General features: G+C 57.7%; 20 protein-coding genes. 13 read left to right on the forward strand and 7 right to left on the reverse strand.

Annotation, left to right across the window (positions count from 1 at the left end; genetic code table 11):
• The first annotated feature begins 136 nt into the window (after positions 1-136).
• The 8 genes from metG to RMV17_RS23445 all read left to right on the forward strand — a co-directional run bounded on the left by metG (position 137) and on the right by RMV17_RS23445 (position 7,162).
• Entirely contained in the window at positions 137-2,188 is a 2,052-nt protein-coding gene (gene metG / locus RMV17_RS23410; RefSeq protein WP_311882884.1) for a methionine--tRNA ligase, read from the forward strand.
• Positions 2,189-2,319: 131 nt separating this feature from the next.
• On the forward strand, positions 2,320-2,889 hold the full coding sequence (locus RMV17_RS23415) for an Rnf-Nqr domain containing protein (RefSeq protein ID WP_311882886.1): 570 nt from the start codon (positions 2,320-2,322) through the stop codon (positions 2,887-2,889).
• The gene (gene rsxB, locus RMV17_RS23420; RefSeq protein ID WP_311882888.1) at positions 2,886-4,094 is read left to right on the forward strand and encodes an electron transport complex subunit RsxB; all 1,209 of its coding nucleotides are present in this window, start codon (positions 2,886-2,888) and stop codon (positions 4,092-4,094) included. Before RMV17_RS23415 ends, rsxB begins: the two co-directional genes overlap by 4 nt.
• Positions 4,081-5,064: an RnfABCDGE type electron transport complex subunit D gene (locus RMV17_RS23425; protein ID WP_311882889.1), complete on the forward strand. Its 984-nt coding sequence runs from the start codon at positions 4,081-4,083 to the stop codon at positions 5,062-5,064. Before rsxB ends, RMV17_RS23425 begins: the two co-directional genes overlap by 14 nt.
• Positions 5,061-5,666 carry an RnfABCDGE type electron transport complex subunit G gene (locus tag RMV17_RS23430; protein ID WP_311882891.1) on the forward strand — a complete coding sequence of 202 codons (606 nt, stop codon included), beginning with the start codon at positions 5,061-5,063 and terminating at the stop codon, positions 5,664-5,666. Before RMV17_RS23425 ends, RMV17_RS23430 begins: the two co-directional genes overlap by 4 nt.
• A complete protein-coding gene (locus tag RMV17_RS23435) occupies positions 5,663-6,244 on the forward strand; it encodes an Rnf-Nqr domain containing protein (RefSeq protein ID WP_311882893.1) in 582 nt (193 codons plus the stop codon). Before RMV17_RS23430 ends, RMV17_RS23435 begins: the two co-directional genes overlap by 4 nt.
• Positions 6,241-6,879 (forward strand): endonuclease III, encoded by a 639-nt coding sequence (nth, locus tag RMV17_RS23440; protein ID WP_034153506.1) that lies wholly within the window; start codon positions 6,241-6,243, stop codon positions 6,877-6,879. Before RMV17_RS23435 ends, nth begins: the two co-directional genes overlap by 4 nt.
• Positions 6,880-6,985: 106 nt before the next feature.
• Entirely contained in the window at positions 6,986-7,162 is a 177-nt protein-coding gene (locus RMV17_RS23445) for a PA3496 family putative envelope integrity protein (RefSeq protein ID WP_311882896.1), read from the forward strand.
• 89 nt (positions 7,163-7,251) lie between these two features.
• Here the strand turns inward: RMV17_RS23445 and RMV17_RS23450 are convergent, their stop codons facing one another.
• Positions 7,252-7,878, reverse strand: coding sequence for a response regulator transcription factor (locus RMV17_RS23450; protein WP_007916656.1), 627 nt, complete (start codon positions 7,876-7,878; stop codon positions 7,252-7,254).
• Between the two features lie 508 nt (positions 7,879-8,386).
• Between RMV17_RS23450 and RMV17_RS23455 the strand changes: the two genes are divergently transcribed.
• Complete coding sequence (locus RMV17_RS23455) at positions 8,387-9,103, forward strand: hypothetical protein (RefSeq protein ID WP_311887084.1); 717 nt, start codon at positions 8,387-8,389, stop codon at positions 9,101-9,103.
• Positions 9,104-9,235: 132 nt separating this feature from the next.
• Here the strand turns inward: RMV17_RS23455 and RMV17_RS23460 are convergent, their stop codons facing one another.
• Positions 9,236-10,453 (reverse strand): argininosuccinate synthase, encoded by a 1,218-nt coding sequence (locus RMV17_RS23460; protein ID WP_016986656.1) that lies wholly within the window; start codon positions 10,451-10,453, stop codon positions 9,236-9,238.
• Positions 10,454-10,582: 129 nt separating this feature from the next.
• The gene (locus RMV17_RS23465) at positions 10,583-11,491 is read right to left on the reverse strand and encodes a flagellar protein MotY (RefSeq protein ID WP_034153508.1); all 909 of its coding nucleotides are present in this window, start codon (positions 11,489-11,491) and stop codon (positions 10,583-10,585) included.
• Between the two features lie 160 nt (positions 11,492-11,651).
• Here RMV17_RS23465 and pyrC point away from each other — a divergent pair, with 160 nt between their 5' ends.
• Entirely contained in the window at positions 11,652-12,698 is a 1,047-nt protein-coding gene (gene pyrC, locus RMV17_RS23470) for a dihydroorotase (protein ID WP_311882902.1), read from the forward strand.
• Positions 12,695-13,372, forward strand: a complete 678-nt coding sequence (gene rnt, locus RMV17_RS23475; RefSeq protein ID WP_034153510.1) for a ribonuclease T — start codon at positions 12,695-12,697, stop codon at positions 13,370-13,372. Before pyrC ends, rnt begins: the two co-directional genes overlap by 4 nt.
• Positions 13,373-13,450: 78 nt before the next feature.
• Here the strand turns inward: rnt and RMV17_RS23480 are convergent, their stop codons facing one another.
• A complete protein-coding gene (locus RMV17_RS23480; RefSeq protein ID WP_003227723.1) occupies positions 13,451-14,053 on the reverse strand; it encodes a peroxiredoxin in 603 nt (200 codons plus the stop codon).
• Positions 14,054-14,367: 314 nt separating this feature from the next.
• Between RMV17_RS23480 and RMV17_RS23485 the strand changes: the two genes are divergently transcribed.
• Together RMV17_RS23485 and bfr are read left to right on the forward strand one after the other, a co-directional pair.
• A complete protein-coding gene (locus RMV17_RS23485; RefSeq protein ID WP_003227725.1) occupies positions 14,368-14,586 on the forward strand; it encodes a bacterioferritin-associated ferredoxin in 219 nt (72 codons plus the stop codon).
• A gap of 201 nt (positions 14,587-14,787) precedes the next feature.
• Positions 14,788-15,261 (forward strand): bacterioferritin, encoded by a 474-nt coding sequence (bfr, locus tag RMV17_RS23490; protein WP_016986653.1) that lies wholly within the window; start codon positions 14,788-14,790, stop codon positions 15,259-15,261.
• A 186-nt stretch (positions 15,262-15,447) separates the two neighbouring features.
• Here the strand turns inward: bfr and grxD are convergent, their stop codons facing one another.
• The 3 genes from grxD to RMV17_RS23505 form a co-directional block, all read right to left on the reverse strand.
• Positions 15,448-15,789 carry a Grx4 family monothiol glutaredoxin gene (gene grxD, locus RMV17_RS23495; RefSeq protein ID WP_008079424.1) on the reverse strand — a complete coding sequence of 114 codons (342 nt, stop codon included), beginning with the start codon at positions 15,787-15,789 and terminating at the stop codon, positions 15,448-15,450.
• A gap of 97 nt (positions 15,790-15,886) precedes the next feature.
• Positions 15,887-17,992: a molybdopterin oxidoreductase family protein gene (locus RMV17_RS23500; protein WP_311882906.1), complete on the reverse strand. Its 2,106-nt coding sequence runs from the start codon at positions 17,990-17,992 to the stop codon at positions 15,887-15,889.
• A gap of 134 nt (positions 17,993-18,126) precedes the next feature.
• On the reverse strand, positions 18,127-18,417 hold the full coding sequence (locus RMV17_RS23505; protein ID WP_016986650.1) for a hypothetical protein: 291 nt from the start codon (positions 18,415-18,417) through the stop codon (positions 18,127-18,129).
• Positions 18,418-18,606 lie beyond the last annotated feature (189 nt).

Below are 18,606 nucleotides of genomic sequence, written 5' to 3' on the forward strand. Positions count from 1 at the left end.
ACTGGGAAAAGATGGCGGGTATCCTACCCCTTCTATCCTCCGGACGGCATGCCTGGCAACGATTTGCAGGGGTGAAATATCTTGCCCGGCGCTTTATAGTGGCCGACCTCCGTTTCATCAAGTAGCGAAGCCCCACATGTCCGAACCACGCAAGATCCTCGTCACCAGCGCCCTGCCCTACGCCAACGGTTCGATTCACCTTGGCCATATGCTGGAATATATCCAGACCGATATGTGGGTGCGCTTCCAGAAGCATCGCGGCAATCAATGCATTTACGTCTGCGCCGACGACGCCCACGGTTCGGCGATCATGCTGCGCGCGGAAAAGGAAGGCATCACCCCGGAACAACTGATCGCCAATGTGCAGGCTGAACACAGCGCCGACTTTGCCGAGTTCCTGGTCGATTTCGACAACTTCCACTCCACTCACGCCGAAGAAAACCGTGAGCTGTCGAGCCATATCTACATCAAGCTGCGTGACGCCGGGCACATCGCCCAACGTTCGATCACCCAGTATTTCGACCCGGAAAAGAAAATGTTCCTGGCCGACCGCTTCATCAAGGGCACCTGCCCGAAATGTGGCACTGAAGACCAGTACGGCGACAACTGCGAAAAATGCGGCGCGACCTACGCACCGACTGACCTGAAGGATCCGAAGTCGGCCATCTCTGGCGCCACCCCGGTGCTCAAGGATTCCCAGCACTTCTTCTTCAAGCTGCCAGACTTCCAGCAAATGCTGCAAACCTGGACCCGCAGCGGCACCCTTCAGGATGCCGTCGCCAACAAGATCGCCGAATGGCTGGACGCCGGCCTGCAACAGTGGGACATCTCCCGCGATGCGCCGTACTTCGGTTTCGAGATTCCGGGCGAGCCGGGCAAGTATTTCTACGTGTGGCTGGACGCGCCGATCGGATACATGGCCAGCTTCAAGAACCTTTGCGATCGCACGCCGGATCTGGATTTCGACGCGTTTTGGGCCAAGGATTCCACCGCCGAGCTGTACCACTTCATCGGCAAGGACATCGTCAACTTCCACGCGCTGTTCTGGCCAGCGATGCTCGAAGGCGCGGGCTACCGCAAGCCGACCGGCATCAATGTGCACGGCTACCTGACCGTCAACGGCCAGAAGATGTCGAAATCGCGCGGCACCTTCATCAAGGCCCGCACCTATCTCGATCACCTGTCGCCTGAATACCTGCGCTACTACTACGCGGCCAAACTGGGCCGTGGCGTCGATGACCTCGATCTGAACCTCGAAGACTTCGTGCAGAAGGTCAACTCCGACCTGGTCGGCAAAGTGGTCAACATCGCCAGCCGTTGCGCCGGTTTCATTCAGAAAGGCAACGCTGGCCTGCTGGTCGGCACCAATGCCGCGCCAGAACTGACCGAGGCGTTCCTCGCTGCCGCGCCAAGCATTGCCGACGCCTACGAGGCCCGCGATTTCGCCCGCGCCATGCGTGAAACCATGGCCTTGGCCGACCGCGCCAACGCCTGGATCGCCGACAAGGCGCCGTGGTCGTTGAACAAGCAGGAAGGCAAGCAGGATGAAGTCCAGGCGATCTGCGCCACCGCCATCAACCTGTTCCGCCAATTGGTGATCTTCCTCAAACCGGTACTACCGCTGCTGGCCGCCGATGCCGAGGCGTTCCTCAATGTCGCCCCGCTGACCTGGAACGACCACACCACACTGCTGGCCAACCACCAGTTGAACGAATTCAAGCCGTTGATGACCCGCATCGACCCGGTGAAAGTACAAGCCATGTCCGACGCCTCGAAAGAAGACCTGACCGCCAGCCAGACCGACACCGGCGCCGCCGCCCCTGCGGGCAATGGCGAACTGGCCAAGGACCCGCTGTCACCGGAAATCGACTTCGATGCCTTTGCCGCGATCGACCTGCGCGTCGCATTGATCGTCAAGGCCGAACACGTGGAGGGTGCCGACAAGCTGCTGCGCCTGACACTGGATATCGGTGACGAGCAACGCAACGTGTTCTCGGGCATCAAGAGCGCTTACCCGGATCCGTCCAAGCTCGATGGTCGCCTGACGATGATGATCGCCAACCTCAAGCCACGGAAAATGAAGTTCGGTATCTCCGAAGGCATGGTGATGGCAGCCGGCCCTGGCGGTGAAGAGATCTACCTGCTGAGCCCGGACAGCGGCGCCAAGCCGGGTCAACGCATCAAGTAAGGTCCTGCAATAAATCGATCCCACCGGCGTGCCCTGCATGCCGGTGGGATTTTTCATATCTGGCCCACCCAACGGGGCTGCCGGATAATGCCTAACCTTATGAGACATTCGCCCGTTGCCCCGGCAGAACCATGACCGAACTCGTGCTTACGCTGATCAGTGCCGCCCTGCTCAACAACTTCGTGTTGCACTGGCCGCTGGGCGTCGATCCGCTGCTGGCCGGCAGTCGCCGTCAGGTGCATGCGTTGGGGCTGGCGACGTTATGCCTGATGCTGGTTGTCGGTGTATTCAGTTACGTCATCTGGCATTGGCTACTGATGCCGCTTCAACTGGAAGCGCTACGGTTGTTCGTATTTCTGCCGATGAGCGTTTTGCTGATCGCGCCGCTGCTGAAGCAGTTGGCACGCTGGTTGCCGAATCTACCCTTCGAAGGTCTATGGCCATTGCTGCTGGGCAATGCCGGTGTACTGGGGCTGGCGCTGACCAACGCGCAAAACGATCAAGGCCTACCGCAGGCGATAGCGCTGAGCCTCGGTGCCGGGTTGGGTTTCTGGTTGGTACTGAGCCTGTTCCAGGATTTGCGTGAACGTACGGCCGACAACGATATTCCCCTGCCCTTTCGTGGCTTGCCGATCGATTTGATCAGCGCCGGACTGATCGCAGTGATTTTTCTCGGATTCAGTGGACTGATCAAAACATGAGTCTGATTCAACGCATCGACGCCCTCCTGCCGCAGACCCAGTGCGGCAAGTGCGGCCACCCCGGATGCAAACCGTATGCACAAGGCATCGCCGAGGGCGAGCCGATCAACAAGTGTCCGCCGGGCGGTGACGAAACCATCGCCGCGCTGGCTGAACTGTTGAAAGTGCCGGTGCTGGAGCTGGATATCAGCCGCGGTTCGGCACCGCCGCAAGTGGCGTTCATCCGTGAAGCCGAATGCATTGGCTGCACCAAGTGCATTCAGGCCTGCCCGATCGACGCGATTGTCGGTGCGGCGAAACTGATGCACACCGTCATCATCGACGAATGCACCGGTTGCGATTTGTGTGTCGCACCGTGTCCGGTGGACTGCATCGAAATGCACCCACTGCCGCCGAGCACATTGCCGGTCGTCGGCGGCCTCGCATTCAGTCTCGAAGAGCAACGCGCACGCGCGGCCAAACGCGATCACGCGCGTCAACGTTTCGAGCGCCGAAACGAGCGCTTGCAACGCGAAGAACAACAGAAACAGGCTGAACGTGAAGCCCGGGCGAAACGGGCGGCGCAACCTGAAGTGACCGCCACCGATCCTGTGCAGGCGGCGCTGGAACGGGTGCGTGCGCAGAAAGCGGCGACCGCAGACGCGGCACTGAAGAAAGCCAAGATCGATGTGGCGATGAGCCGTGCACAATTGCATAAATCATTGAAAGCCTTCGGCCATCCACCGACCTTCGAGCAGCAGACGCAACTGATCGTATTGCAGCAGCAGTTCGAAGCGGCTGAACAGGCGTTGGCAAAGCTCGATAGCAGCCCGGCGCCAGCACCCATCGTGCCCGCCCCCGCCAAAGACACCGATCTGAAACGGGCAAAGATCCAGTTGGCCATGCGCCGCGCCGAACTGAAAAAAGCCCAGACCGCCGAAGCGGCGCCCGAGCAGATCGCAACGCTGGAACAGGCATTGCGCGATGCCGAACAGGCCCTGCACGCCGCCGAAGCCACCAGCGATCAGCCGTTACCTGACTTGGTGCGCGTCGAAAAACGCCCGATCGACAGCCAGCTTCGCCAGTTGAAAACCGAATTGGCCTACGCCCGCGCGGACCTCAATAAACTCGAACGGCGCGCCGACACGCCCACTGAAACCCTCGCCAAGGCCCGCGCCCGCCTGCAAGACGCCGAGCGCCAGGTGCAAGATCATGTCGCCCCTTGAAACACCGGACAATCGCCTGCAACAGGCGATGAAACTGGTGCTGCTCGCCGCCTTGCCGGGGCTGCTGACACTGTTCTGGTTGTACGGCTGGGGCGTGTTGATCAATCTGCTACTGGCGATCGTTACCGCGCTGATGGTCGAAGCCAGCGTCCTCCGCCTGCGTCGACAGCCACTGCGACCAACGCTGAGCGATGGCAGTGCGCTGGTCAGCGCGACTTTGCTGGCCGCCGCCCTGCCACCTTATTGCCCGTGGTGGCTGACGGTGACGGCGATCGCTTCGGGACTGTTGTTCGGCAAACATGTATACGGCGGCGTCGGTAGAAATCCGTTCAACCCGGCGATGCTCGGGTTTGCCTTGGCCATGGTGATGTTCCCGCAACCAATGACCCATTGGCCGGCCCATGGCCTGGATCTGTCGGCAACGTTTCAACAGGTCTTCGGCGCAGGCCAGCCGCCGGACGCCTGGGCACAGGCCACGGTGCTGGACAGCCTGCGTATCAACAAAAGCCTGACCATGGACGAATTGTTCGCCAGCAATCCGGCCTTCGGTCGTTTTGGCGGGCACGGTGTGGAATGGGCCAATCTGGCATTTCTTGTCGGCGGGTTATTTTTACTGCAACGCCGCGTCTTCGCTTGGCATGCACCGGTGGGCATGCTCGCCAGTCTGTTTGTCATCAGCCTGCTGTGCTGGAAGGGTTCCGGGTCGGACTCGCATGGGTCACCGCTGTTTCACCTGCTCAGTGGCGCGACGATGCTCGGCGCGTTTTTCATCATCACTGAACCGGTCTCTGGCGCTAAAAGCGCGTTTGCCCGTCTGTTGTTCGGCGTCGGCGTCGGGTTGCTGACTTATTTGATTCGCACCTGGGGTGGGTATCCGGATGGCGTGGCGTTTGCGGTGCTGCTGATGAACCTTTGCGTGCCGGCGCTGGAGCGATTTACCGCAGGCCGTCAGGTTGAGGTGATGCCATGAACCGCACGGGCAGCGCGCTGATTGTGTTGATGCTGGTGGTCATCGGCATCGGTGCGACCTACGTCTTACAGCGCATTAACGCACCGCAGATTGCCGCCGAACAACGCTTGATCGAAAGCCGCAAATTGCTCGACCTGCTCCCGTTCGAGGCCTACGACAATCAACCGCTGGAACAGCCTTTGGCCTTGGCAGACACAGCCTTGAACCACAGCATCTTGACCGGCGGTTATCGCGCGACCCGAGATGGCCAGCCCGTAGCGATATTGCTGCGCAGTCAGACTCAGGGTTATGCCGGCGCCATCGAACTGTTGATCGCCATTGATGCCAACGGCAAATTGTCGGGTGTGAAGACTCTCCAACAGACCGAAACTCCAGCGCTGGGCGGGCATCTGGGCGACTGGCCAAATACCTGGCTACAGACATTCATCGGCAAATCGAGCAATGAGCCGAGCGATGCGGGCTGGGCGCTGAAAAAGGATCAGGGCCAATTTGATCAAATGGCCGGTGCGACCATCACTTCCCGCGCAGCCATCAGCGCGATCCATGATGCCCTGCGTTACTTCGATGAACATCGTGCGGCATTGTTGGGGAGCGGAACATGAACCGGTCGGCAACCCTCTCGAATGCTTTGATGCTGACACTGCTGCTTGGCACCAGTGACTCATTGGCCGGCGCACTGGTGACATTGTTGATGTTCGGCACTGTCGTGGGTCTCTATGGGCTGTGCATGCCTGCTTTAAGGTCTCGGCTCACGGGAACAAGCGCATTGCTGGCCAGCCTGCTGCTCGCCGCGACCTTCACCAGTTGCGCAGACCTTTTCGCGCAACGCTGGTTTCTGCCCTGGCAACAAACATTCGCCCTCTATACCAGCCTGATCGCCTTGCAATGCGTGGTGCTGGAGCACAATGGCTTCTGGCGTTCATTGCCGGCCGAGCGTTTCAAACTCTGCGGCACGTTCGGCGGATTGATGTTGCTGCTCGCCGGGCTGCGCGAACTCACCGGTCACGGTAGTCTCGGCCGGGGACTATCCGAAAACTGGCCAGGTCTTGTTGTATTTAGCGAAGGGTTGCACCTGATCACCTTGATCCCCGGTGCTTTTATTTTGTTGGCGCTGCTGCTGGCGGCGCGTCAGGCGTTGATTCGCCCTAACTCGATATCCAAGGAAACGCATCGTCAATGAATGCTGCAAAACGTCTGGAAATTTTCCGTCGCCTGCACGAAGACAATCCGGAACCGAAGACCGAACTGGCCTACTCCTCGCCGTTCGAGTTGTTGATCGCCGTGATTCTTTCGGCGCAGTCGACTGACGTCGGCGTCAACAAAGCCACGGCGAAGCTGTTTCCGGTTGCCAATACACCGGCAGCGATCCACGCGCTGGGTATCGAAGGTCTATCCGAATACATCAAGACGATCGGTCTCTACAACAGCAAAGCCAAGAACGTCATCGAAACCTGCCGCTTGCTGGTCGAACGCCATGGCAGCGAGGTACCGCAAACCCGTGAAGAACTCGAAGCCCTGCCAGGCGTGGGCCGCAAGACCGCTAACGTTGTGCTCAACACGGCTTTCCGGCAACTGACCATGGCTGTCGACACCCATATCTTTCGGGTCAGCAACCGCACCGGCATTGCACCGGGCAAAAATGTGGTCGAAGTGGAAAAGAAGCTGATGAAGTTTGTTCCCAAGGAATTCCTGCTCGACTCTCATCACTGGCTTATTCTTCATGGCCGTTACGTGTGTCTGGCTCGCAAGCCACGCTGCGGCAGTTGCCGAATCGAGGATTTATGCGAATACAAGGACAAAACATCGGACGATTGACCCGCTATTGGAATAATTGATAAGTCGATTGAAAAAATCTTTTTTACCCGCCGCAGGAATGTCGATATAAGGAGCGCCAAAGGCATTCTTAGCCGGGAGTTAGCTGATGAGTAGCGACAAAGAGCCACTGGATGTAGATGACGATATCACCGCAGAAACGGATGACGCCGAACCTGTGGCCGAAGTCGCCAAGACAAATCTCAGCAAGCGCCGTACGATCGATAACCTGCTTGAGGAGCGCCGACTGCAAAGGCAATTGGCCGAATACGATTTTGATGACTGACATTTGAAAGCCTCCCGAACCGGAGGCTTTTCATTTTCTGCGGCTAGCTGAACTCGATCGGCCCATGACCCTGTCAGCTATCGATGCATTCAAACCAGACCGTTACGCTGCGCCAACTCGATCAGATCCACCAGGGAGCGCGCATTGAGTTTCAACAACAGGCGCGTCTTATAGGTGCTCACGGTTTTGTTACTCAAAAACATGCCATCGGCAATTTCCTTGTTGGTCTTGCCCCGGGCCAACTGCTGCAACACCATCATCTCACGCCCCGACAGACGATCGACCATGTCGGCTTCACTGGCATTGCCCAGGCTGGTACGAACGGTATGCAAGGCCTGATTGGGGAAATAACTGTAGCCTGACAGTACCGCTTTGATCGCACTGAGCAACTCGGTCAGGTCCTGCTGTTTACAGACATAACCGGCCGCCCCCGACTGCATGCAACGCATTGAAAAGTGCCCGGGCGCCTGGGAAGTCAGCACCAGTACTTTAATAGGCATGGCCGTCGAGGTCAGGCGCGCGATAACTTCCAGGCCATCAAGTTTGGGGATTCCAATATCCAGAATAACAATATCCGGCATCTGTTCTCGAGCAAGTTGTAAAGCATCCACACCGTTATCAGTTTCTGCGATGACTTCGTAGCCATGACGTTCCATCAGCATACGTACCGCAAGACGAATGACAGGGTGATCATCCACGATCAGCACTTTATTCATGGGCAAGTCCAGTTTCGCTGTTCGAATTTTTAGAACCCGCACAATAGCCCAGCCGCTTGCTCTATGGCATGCCAGGGTTAACACGCACTTGCATCGAGAGACATACCCTACAGCCATTGCGGATTAATCCTACAAAAAACCTCTCCCCCTCTAAACATCCGACGCTATTTTCGCCTTGGACCAAGTCAACTTGTCTCTTTTCAACTTGTTACAGACTACGACTGACAGCGCAAAAATCATGACTGCCGCTGAGGCTCATCACGTCTGATCGATGCCTCCCCCCTTCAAATTCCGCACTCCCGACAAGATTTATTAAGACTGGAAACACCCGGCAATACCCACCTCGACAACTTCATACTCACAAACAACCCATAAACACTTGAAACAAGATATTTATACTTAATCAAATACTTTTGCTATAAATTTAAACCTCCAAAACCCAACCAAGAGCAACTCAACCCACACGAACCTGACAACAATGAGAAAGATCAAACAGAACACTTCAAACTTGCTGAAAATAAAAAGCAAAATCACTAACCCAATGACAGTGATTGCAATATTTGCCGCCATCTCGGAAACATCAGCTGCGGTTTCCCTGCCATTTCTGGACAACAAAGACAGGGAGATTTATGTGTGGTTCCTGATCAGCTTTCCGTTTTACTTGCTATTTCTTTTCTTTATCACTTTAAACTTCAACTATCGCTCTCTCTATTCACCTTCCGACTTCGGTAAAGACAAGAACTTTTTAAAAGTAATCGATAACAATGATCGCGAGAACAAACGAAACACCTCGACGTCGGGACCCGCCGCACAAGGTACATTTGGACTATCAAGTTGTATCGTGCCCAGCGAGTCAGGCCCGGTCGAATGCAAAGACGCGTGCAAAGTACACAACGCCCCCGACCCGCCGTCGGATACCAATGCAAAACCGAGCCACATTATTCAGCACAACATTCAGCTACCAGCCTGGATCAGCGACCTGCATCTCATCGACGCGAGGGATGTCGATGCCTCAAGAGAATTAGTCACGATTCTGGAAAATATCCGAAACCTCGATAGGAAAACTTCACGGGTAGTCGTGTTTCTTTCCAATCATGTATCGGATGTTTTACTGACGCAGAATGCCCTGCTGCAAATCAGGCAGGTCAAGAAAGGCTCAGGCAAAACGCTTTGTATTGTTTATAACCTGTGCTCAAAAGCGGTAACGCTAATGGGACGGGCCTGAAAGATGAGTCGTAGCCACACGCACACGGAACAGCAACATGCAGGGCCGAACCAGACAAAGAATCATGCAAAAAGGGCGACCTTGTCTCGATGACAAGGCCGCCCTTTTCTTTACGCTTCAGATTGTCAAAGCTCAGAACAGCTTGCGGCCCTTATTGGCAGCAATGCGCATGCGCAGCGCGTTGAGCTTGATGAAGCCCGCCGCATCAGCCTGGTTGTACGCACCGCCATCTTCTTCGAAGGTCGCGATGTTCGCATCGAACAGCGAATCGTCGGACTTGCGGCCAGTGACGATCACGTTGCCTTTGTACAGCTTCAGGCGCACAACGCCATTCACGTTGACCTGCGACGCGTCGATCATCTGTTGCAGCATCAGACGCTCAGGGCTCCACCAGTAACCGGTGTAGATCAGGCTGGCGTATTTCGGCATCAACTCGTCTTTGAGGTGAGCGACTTCGCGGTCCAGAGTGATCGATTCGATGGCGCGGTGAGCGCGCAGCATGATGGTGCCGCCCGGGGTTTCGTAGCAGCCACGGGATTTCATGCCGACGTAACGGTTTTCAACGATGTCGAGACGGCCAATACCGTGAGCGCCACCGATCTTGTTCAGCGTCGCCAGCACGGTGGCCGGGGTCATTTCGACGCCGTCCAGTGCAACGATGTCGCCGTTACGGTAGGTCAGTTCCAGGTACTGTGGTTTGTCAGGAGCGTTCTCCGGGGAGACGGTCCATTTCCACATGTCTTCTTCGTGCTCGGTCCAGGTGTCTTCCAGCACGCCACCTTCATAGGAGATGTGCAGCAGGTTGGCGTCCATCGAGTACGGGGACTTCTTCTTGCCGTGACGCTCGATCGGGATCGCATGCTTCTCGGCGTAGTCCATCAGTTTTTCGCGGGACAGCAGGTCCCATTCGCGCCAAGGAGCAATCACTTTCACGCCAGGCTTGAGCGCGTAGGCACCCAGTTCGAAACGCACCTGGTCGTTGCCCTTGCCGGTGGCGCCATGGGAAATGGCGTCAGCGCCGGTTTCGTTGGCGATTTCGATCAGACGTTTGGCGATCAGCGGACGTGCGATGGAAGTACCCAGCAGGTACTCGCCTTCGTAAACGGTGTTGGCGCGGAACATCGGGTACACGAAATCACGCACGAACTCTTCGCGCAGATCGTCGATGTAGATTTCTTTGACGCCCATGGCCTGGGCCTTGGCGCGGGCCGGCTCGACCTCTTCGCCTTGACCGAGATCAGCGGTGAAAGTCACCACTTCACAGTTATAAGTATCCTGCAGCCACTTGAGGATCACCGAAGTGTCCAGGCCGCCGGAATACGCCAGAACGACCTTGTTTACGTCCGCCATGCCATCACTCCACGGGGTTCTACGGAAAGCCGAGGAGTCTACCGCTCAAACGCGATAATTTACAGAGGCGCGACAGCTTAAGACGACAAAGCGACAGAATCTGTCGAGAGCACGACGATGACCGGCGGGTCAGGAAGTCGCTGCAGTGCTGGCTGGCGTGCTCGCTTGCGGTGCTGGAGCGGTCACTGGAGCCACGCGCGCCAGTTTGACATTGACCCGACGGTTCTTCGCGCGATTGGCCGCGTTGGTGTTCGGCACGATCGGATATTGCTCGCCATGGAAGCGCACGGTGATCTGTGATTCCTGAATGCCATTGGCCTTGAAGAAGTCGACCACTGCCAGCGCTCGGCGGCGCGACAGTTCACGGTTGGTCAGGCGATTGCCGCTGTTGTCCGAGTGGCCATCGAGTTCGATGTGATTGACCGTTGGATCGGCTTTCATGAATTCGAGCATCACTTGCAGTTTGGCCTTGGCGGCGGCGTCCAGATCAACGCCCTCGCCAGGGAAGCCGATCTGCGATTGCTTGATCTGGTCGAAATTCTGCGGCAGCAACTTCGCCACACAGGTCTGATAGTCGTTAAACGCCTTGCTGAACTTGACCGGCAACAAACGCACTTCCGACACGCGGCCATCACCCGACGCGCGACGTACTACCGGGCTGCGACCGTCCAGCAAACCGCTGATCAGGCCGCCGGCCTGCGACTGCGAACTGTTGAACAGCACGTTGCCGCTGCCGAGCCTCACAGAGCCAAGGTTGATGTCACCACGTCCCGGCTGCCAAGGGGCAGCCGCTGCCAGCAAGGTCGCCGAACCGCCGCCGAGCATGGCGTTGTAGGCGTTCAGACGGAATATCGCCTGCTCGCCCGCCTTGCGCACGAACTCACCCGAGCCGAAATCAGTGATCGGTTGGGTCAGACGACATTCGAACTTGTCGCCGGCGACCGTCCACTCAATGTTCTCCAGACGGGTCTGGTACGTGAGCGCCATCGCCGGAAGGCTGGCAAACACACTGAGCAAGGCTAAATAACGCTGGCGCACGGGAGGCTCCATTGGCTTCTGAAACACAAAGACCGATTCACACTATGTTTACGGCATACCTACGGGATATCGGAAGGTTCCCGCAAAACTTGATAGCGAGTGCCTGCAAGAGTCTTTTCCGGTAGCATTCGCCTCAGTTTGACCCGCCTGGAAGCCCCTCATGTCCGACCGCCTGACCCTGCTGCGTCCCGACGACTGGCACATTCATCTTCGCGATGGTGCCGTGTTGACCAATACCGTTGCCGATGTTGCGCGCACTTTTGGCCGCGCCATCATCATGCCCAACCTGGTACCTCCGGTGCGCAACGCCGCTGAAGCCGACGGCTATCGCCAGCGGATTCTGGCTGCCCGCCCGGCCGGCAGTCGCTTCGAGCCGCTGATGGTGCTGTACCTCACCGACCGCACCCAGCCCGAAGAAATTCGTGAAGCCAAGGCCAGCGGTTTCGTGTACGCCGCCAAGCTGTACCCGGCCGGCGCGACCACCAACTCCGACTCTGGTGTGACCAGCATCGACAAGATTCTGCCGGCAATCGAAGCCATGGCCGAAGTCGGCATGCCGCTGCTGATCCACGGTGAAGTCACCCGTGGCGACGTCGATGTGTTCGACCGCGAAAAGATTTTCATCGATGAGCACATGCGTCGCGTGGTCGAGCGTTTCCCGACCCTGAAAGTGGTGTTCGAACACATCACCACCGGCGACGCCGTGCAGTTCGTCAACGAAGCTTCGGCCAACGTTGGCGCGACCATCACCGCGCACCACCTGCTCTACAACCGCAACCACATGCTGGTGGGCGGAATTCGGCCGCACTTCTATTGCCTGCCGATCCTCAAACGCAATACACACCAGGAAGCCCTGCTCAACGCCGCCACCAGTGGCAGCGCGAAGTTCTTCCTCGGCACCGACTCGGCGCCGCACGCCCAGCACGCCAAGGAAGCCGCTTGCGGTTGTGCTGGCTGCTACACCGCGTACGCCGCCATCGAGATGTATGCCGAAGCCTTCGAACAGCGTAATGCGCTGGACAAGCTCGAAGCCTTCGCCAGCCTCAACGGCCCGCGTTTCTACGGCCTGCCGGCGAACACCGATCGCATCACCCTGGTTCGTGAAGAATGGACCGCCCCAACCAGCCTGCCGTTTGGCGAGCTGACCGTTATCCCGCTGCGCGCCGGTGAAAAACTGCGCTGGCGCCTGCTGGAGGAACACGCGTGAGTGAAGAGCATTTCGACGACGAACTGGACGGTCAAAGTGGTGGTGGCGGTTCCCGTCACCCGATGGCAGCACGCTTTCGCGGCTACCTGCCGGTTGTCGTCGACGTAGAAACCGGTGGTTTCAACTCGGCCACCGATGCGTTGCTGGAGATTGCCGCGACCACCATCGCCATGGATGAAAAGGGTTTTGTTTACCCGGACCACACCTACTTCTTCCGCGTTGAGCCGTTCGAAGGCGCCAACATTGAAGCAGCAGCGCTGGAGTTCACCGGGATCAAGCTCGATCACCCGCTGCGCATGGCAGTCAGCGAAGAAACCGCGCTGACCGACATTTTCCGTGGCATCCGCAAGGCGCTGAAGGCCAATGGCTGCAAGCGTGCGATTCTGGTTGGTCACAACAGCAGCTTCGATCTTGGCTTCCTCAACGCGGCCGTTGCGCGTCTGGACATGAAGCGCAACCCGTTCCACCCGTTCTCCAGTTTCGACACCGCGACCCTGGCCGGTCTGGCCTACGGTCAAACCGTACTGGCGAAAGCCTGCCAGGCCGCCGACATCGACTTCGACGGCCGTGAGGCGCACTCGGCGCGTTACGACACCGAGAAAACCGCTGAGCTGTTCTGCGGCATCGTCAACCGCTGGAAGCAGATGGGCGGCTGGGAAGATTTCGACGACTGATCGATGGTCGTCGGGTAAATCCCGCGCATAAAAAAACCGGCCACGTGGGCCGGTTTTTTTGTACCTCGACGTTGCGCCTTACAGGGCTGCAGCGTTCTCGGTCAGGTAGGCAGCAACGCCTTCTGGCGAAGCGTTCATGCCTTTGTCGCCTTTTTTCCAGTTGGCAGGGCAGACTTCGCCGTGCTCTTCGTGGAATTGCAGAGCGTCGACCAGACGGATCAGCTCTTCCATGTTACGGCCCAGTGGCAGGTCGTTGATGATCTGCGAGCGGACAACGCCTTTGTCGTCGATCAGGAACGCGCCACGGAAAGCCACGCCGCCTTCGGATTCAACGTCGTATGCCTTGGCGATGTCGTGCTTCATGTCGGCAGCCATGGTGTATTTCACCTGGCCGATGCCGCCATTGTTCACTGGAGTGTTGCGCCATGCGTTGTGAGTGAAGTGCGAGTCGATCGACACAGCGATCACTTCAACGTTGCGTGCCTTGAAGTCAGCCATGCGGTTGTCCAGAGCGATCAGCTCGGACGGGCAGACGAAGGTGAAGTCCAGTGGGTAGAAGAACACCAGGCCGTATTTGCCTTTGATGGCCGAGGACAGGGTGAAGCTGTCAACGATCTCGCCATTGCCGAGTACGGCCGGGACGGTGAAGTCAGGGGCTTGTTTGCCTACGAGTACGCTCATTGATATCTCCTGGTGTAAAAACTTGAAGTTCAGGGTCCGGGCCAGCCTGCCACCCTCAGGCGACAGCCCTGTGACACGAACCCCCTTCGCAAGGGCCGACCATCATACACTGCGAATTTGGCCTGTCTTTAACGGTTTTTCAAAGCAGACGCAGAACGGCGCTGCATTTACGGGGCCAGGCAAATCGCCAGCAAATACCGTTCGTCAGTCATGGCGGTTAATCAGCTGAAGCTTTCCGAAAGCACTTTGACAATCATTCTCGTTAACATTAAGATCCATCGCAATTGAGTCACAACCAGCGACGGTTCTCACTTATGTATGTTTGTCTCTGCACTGGCGTCACCGACGGACAGATCCGCGAAGCGATCTATGAAGGTTGCTGCAGCTATAAAGAAGTCCGCCAGGCCACCGGCGTCGCCAGCCAATGTGGCAAATGTGCCTGCCTTGCCAAGGAAGTGGTCCGCGAAACCCTGACCAAGCTGCAAACCGCTCAGGCCGCGATCCCCTATCCGGTAGAATTTACCGCTGCGTAATAACACCCTATTTCAAAGAACCGGACTTATGTCCGGTTTTTTTATGCCCGTAAATCAATTGCTTAGCGTCCAGACGCGGAACACAAACATTCTTATTCCGATTAATTTTCATATATTATTCAATAACTTAGGTTTGACACTTATAAGTGCGAAGCTCAAACTCCGCCGTATATACAGCGAATACAGGGCAGGACTCCGATCATGAAAGGCGACATTACAGTCATCCAGCATCTCAACAAGATCCTTGCCAATGAGCTGGTCGCGATCAATCAGTACTTCCTGCATGCACGCATGTATGAAGATTGGGGTCTGAACAAGCTCGGCAAGCACGAATACAAAGAATCCATCGACGAGATGAAACACGCGGACAAGCTGATCAAGCGCATCCTGTTCCTCGAGGGCCTGCCGAACGTGCAGGACCTGGGCAAGCTGCACATCGGCGAGCACACCCAGGAAATGCTGGAGTGCGACCTGCGTATCGAGAAGACCGGCCACGCCGATCTGAAAACCGCGATCGCGCATTGCGAAACCGTCGGTGACTTCGGTAGCCGTGAACTGCTTGAAGACATTCTCGAATCCGAAGAAGAACATATCGACTGGCTGGAAACCCAGCTGGGTCTGATCGATAAAGTCGGTCTTGAGAACTATCTGCAATCGCAGATGGGCGAAGAGTAGGAGCTGCCGCAGGCTGCGATCTTTTCAGATTGCACCGGCAACTTGCAGTAACTTTTCGAACGCACTAAAAAGCCCCGCCCTCTTTCGAGGTGCGGGGCTTTTTATTGGCTGAAGATCAAAAGATCGCAGCCTCGTTTCACTCGACAGCTCCTACAGAAGCAGCAGCTGTCGCATGAGACCGGCCGATCAGGCTTCGGACTTGTTCGCCGCTGCCGCTTCAACAGCCGACTTGATGGTGCTTTGCAGCGAACCGTCTGCAGCCATCTCGGTCATGATGTCGCTACCGCCGACCAGTTCACCGCCGACCCACAGTTGCGGGAAAGTCGGCCAGTTGGCGTATTTAGGCAGGTTGGCGCGGATTTCCGGGTTCTGCAGGATGTCCACGTACGCAAACTTTTCGCCGCAAGCCATGACAGCCTGCGCAGCTTTCGCGGAGAAGCCACACTGCGGGGCATTCGGCGAGCCTTTCATGTAAAGCAGAATGGTGTTGTTGGCAATCTGCTCTTTAATCGTTTCGATGATATCCATGGAGCACCTCGGCTGAACTTTCCGACTCATGGGTCGGCACGGTGGCGCATTGTAACGGAATCCCGAGCGCCATGCTCGGTCTCCCCGACAGACTAGATCAAGCCGCCGCCACCGTCACCGGCACACCATTAAGTGCAGCGTTGCCGGACAACTCGTCGAGCTGGCATTCATCGGTCAGGTCATTGGCACTTGACCCCGGCTGACCGCTGGCAATCGCCATCTGCACGCCCGGGCGCGCATGGCCCCAGCCGTGCGGCAGGCTGACCACACCTTTCATCATGTCGAGGCTGCCAAGCACTTCCACTTCGATCTGGCCAACCCGTGAACTGACACGCACCCGCTGACCATCGTTGAGCCCACGGCTGGCGAGGTCATCCGGGTGCATCAACAATTGGTGACGTGGCTTGCCCTTCACCAGACGGTGATAGTTGTGCATCCAGGAATTGTTGCTGCGCACATGGCGGCGCCCGATCATCAGCAGTTCGTCGGCGGCCGGTGCTTGTAACGCGGCAAAACGCGCGAGGTCGGCGAGGATCTCTGGCGGCGCAGCATGCACGCGCTGGTTGGTTGTTCTCAGGCGCGACGCCAGATTGGCTTTCAACGCCCCCAGATCAATGCCGTGAGGATGATCAAACAATGTCGCCAACGAGAGTTTCTGCTCGGAGGCGTCACCGTACATGCCCATGCGCAGGCCCATGTCGATCATCTTCGCCGGCGGCATGGTCGGTTTCAGCTCCTTGCCGGTCTTTTCGGCAAAGGCCTTGGCCAGGCCCACGAAGATCTCCCAGTCATGCATGGCGCCCTCGGGCTTGGCGAGGATTGCGCGGTTGAAGCGAGTGACGTTGCGCACCGCGAACAGATTGAACGTGGTGTCGTAGTGATCATTCTCCAGCGCCGAGGTCGACGGCAGGATCAGGTCGGCATAGCGCGTGGTTTCGTTGATGTACAGGTCAATGCTGACCATGAATTCCAGGCCGTCCAAAGCCTGCTCCAACTGCCGCCCGTTCGGCGTCGACAACACTGGATTACCCGCCACAGTGATCAGCGCACGGATCTGGCCCTCGCCTTCGGTGAGCATCTCTTCGGCCAGCGCCGAGACCGGCAACTCGCCGCCGTATTCAGGACGCCCCGAGACACGGCTCTGCCATTTGTTGAAATGCCCGCCCGAGGTCGACGCCACCAGATCCACGGCTGGCTCGGTGCACAGCGCACCGCCAACCCGGTCGAGGTTGCCGGTGACCAGGTTGATCAATTGCACGACCCAATGGCACAAAGTGCCGAAGGCTTGGGTTGAAACCCCCATGCGCCCATAACAAACTGCACTCGGCGCGGCAGCGAAGTCACGTGCCAGCTGGCGGATCTGTTCGGCTGGCACGGCGCACAACGGACTCATGGTTTCAGCGGTAAACGTGGCGACTGCCGCGCGCACTTCGTCCAGACCATCGACCGGCAAATGGCTGTCGCGGGTCAGGCCTTCACTAAACAGCGTGTTGAGCACGCCAAACAACAACGCCGCATCGCCACCAGGACGAACGAACAGGTGTTGGTCAGCCATCGCCGCCGTCTCGCTGCGCCGTGGATCGACCACAACGACTTTACCGCCGCGCGCCTGGATTGCCTTTAAACGTTTCTCAACATCCGGCACCGTCATAATGCTGCCGTTGGAGGCCAGCGGATTACCGCCGAGGATCAGCATGAAGTCGGTGTGATCGATGTCCGGAATCGGCAGCAACAAGCCGTGGCCGTACATCAAGTAACTGCTGAGGTGATGTGGCAACTGATCGACCGAGGTCGCCGAGAAGCGATTACGCGTCTTCAGCAACCCGAGGAAATAGTTGCTGTGGGTCATCAACCCGTAATTGTGCACGCTCGGATTACCCTGATAGACCGCCACGGCGTTCTGCCCATGACGTTCCTGAATTGCCGCCAGCCTCTCGGCCACCAGCGCAAACGCCTCGTCCCACTCGATCGGCAGCCATTCGCTGCCAACGCGGCGCATCGGCTGGCGCAGACGATCCGGATCGTTCTGGATGTCTTGCAGGGCCACGGCTTTGGGGCAGATGTGGCCACGGCTGAAGGTGTCGAGGGCATCGCCTTTGATCGAGGTGATCGCGACGTGTCCATCGGTTTCGGTGGTCTCGATGGTCAGGCCGCAAATGGCTTCGCACAGGTGGCAGGCACGGTGATGGAGAGTCTTGGTCATGGCCAGTCTCTGTCTTGTTCTGGGCGGGCAATCACGTCCGCGGGAACAAAACTATGGCCCCGGCGCTGTTCAGGCGCCAGCGACGTTCGTCTTGTGAATCGACGCCTATCAGGTGCGCCGATAAACCGCCCCGATCAGTTCGATGGCAGCTGCGGCGGCGCGGCCAGCTGAATTTCCTGAATGGTTTCGATCTGCTCGTGAGCGACATGTACGCCGGTGAGTTCGCCGATCAGGCGCCAGTGCTCGTCGAGGCCGGCGCTGATGGTCGCCATGCGATCGATCATGTGGCGACCGGCGCTCTTCACCACTTCGTCTTCGCTGCGCAGCAGTTCGAAGGACATTGAGGTCACCGACGCGGTGAGATGGGTCAGTGAGCGAGCCGTGTGGCCCAGCAATTCCATTAACAGTTTTTCTTTCGATTCCATGCGGAGGCTTCCTGCGTCGCTCGAAACTTATTTATAACCCAGCACTTTGCTTTAGCAAATGTTTCGGCCCGAGCATCCGACCAAGTGATGGCATGGCGCCACGGTCGTAAACCGACTCAAGCGACACGATCCCCGCCACGCCGCATTGCCAAGCCCTGCGAGGCCAGTGTACAAAGAGGCTCGCTGCTG

Source organism: Pseudomonas sp. VD-NE ins (assembly GCF_031882575.1).
GTDB lineage: Bacteria > Pseudomonadota > Gammaproteobacteria > Pseudomonadales > Pseudomonadaceae > Aquipseudomonas > Aquipseudomonas fluorescens_BZ.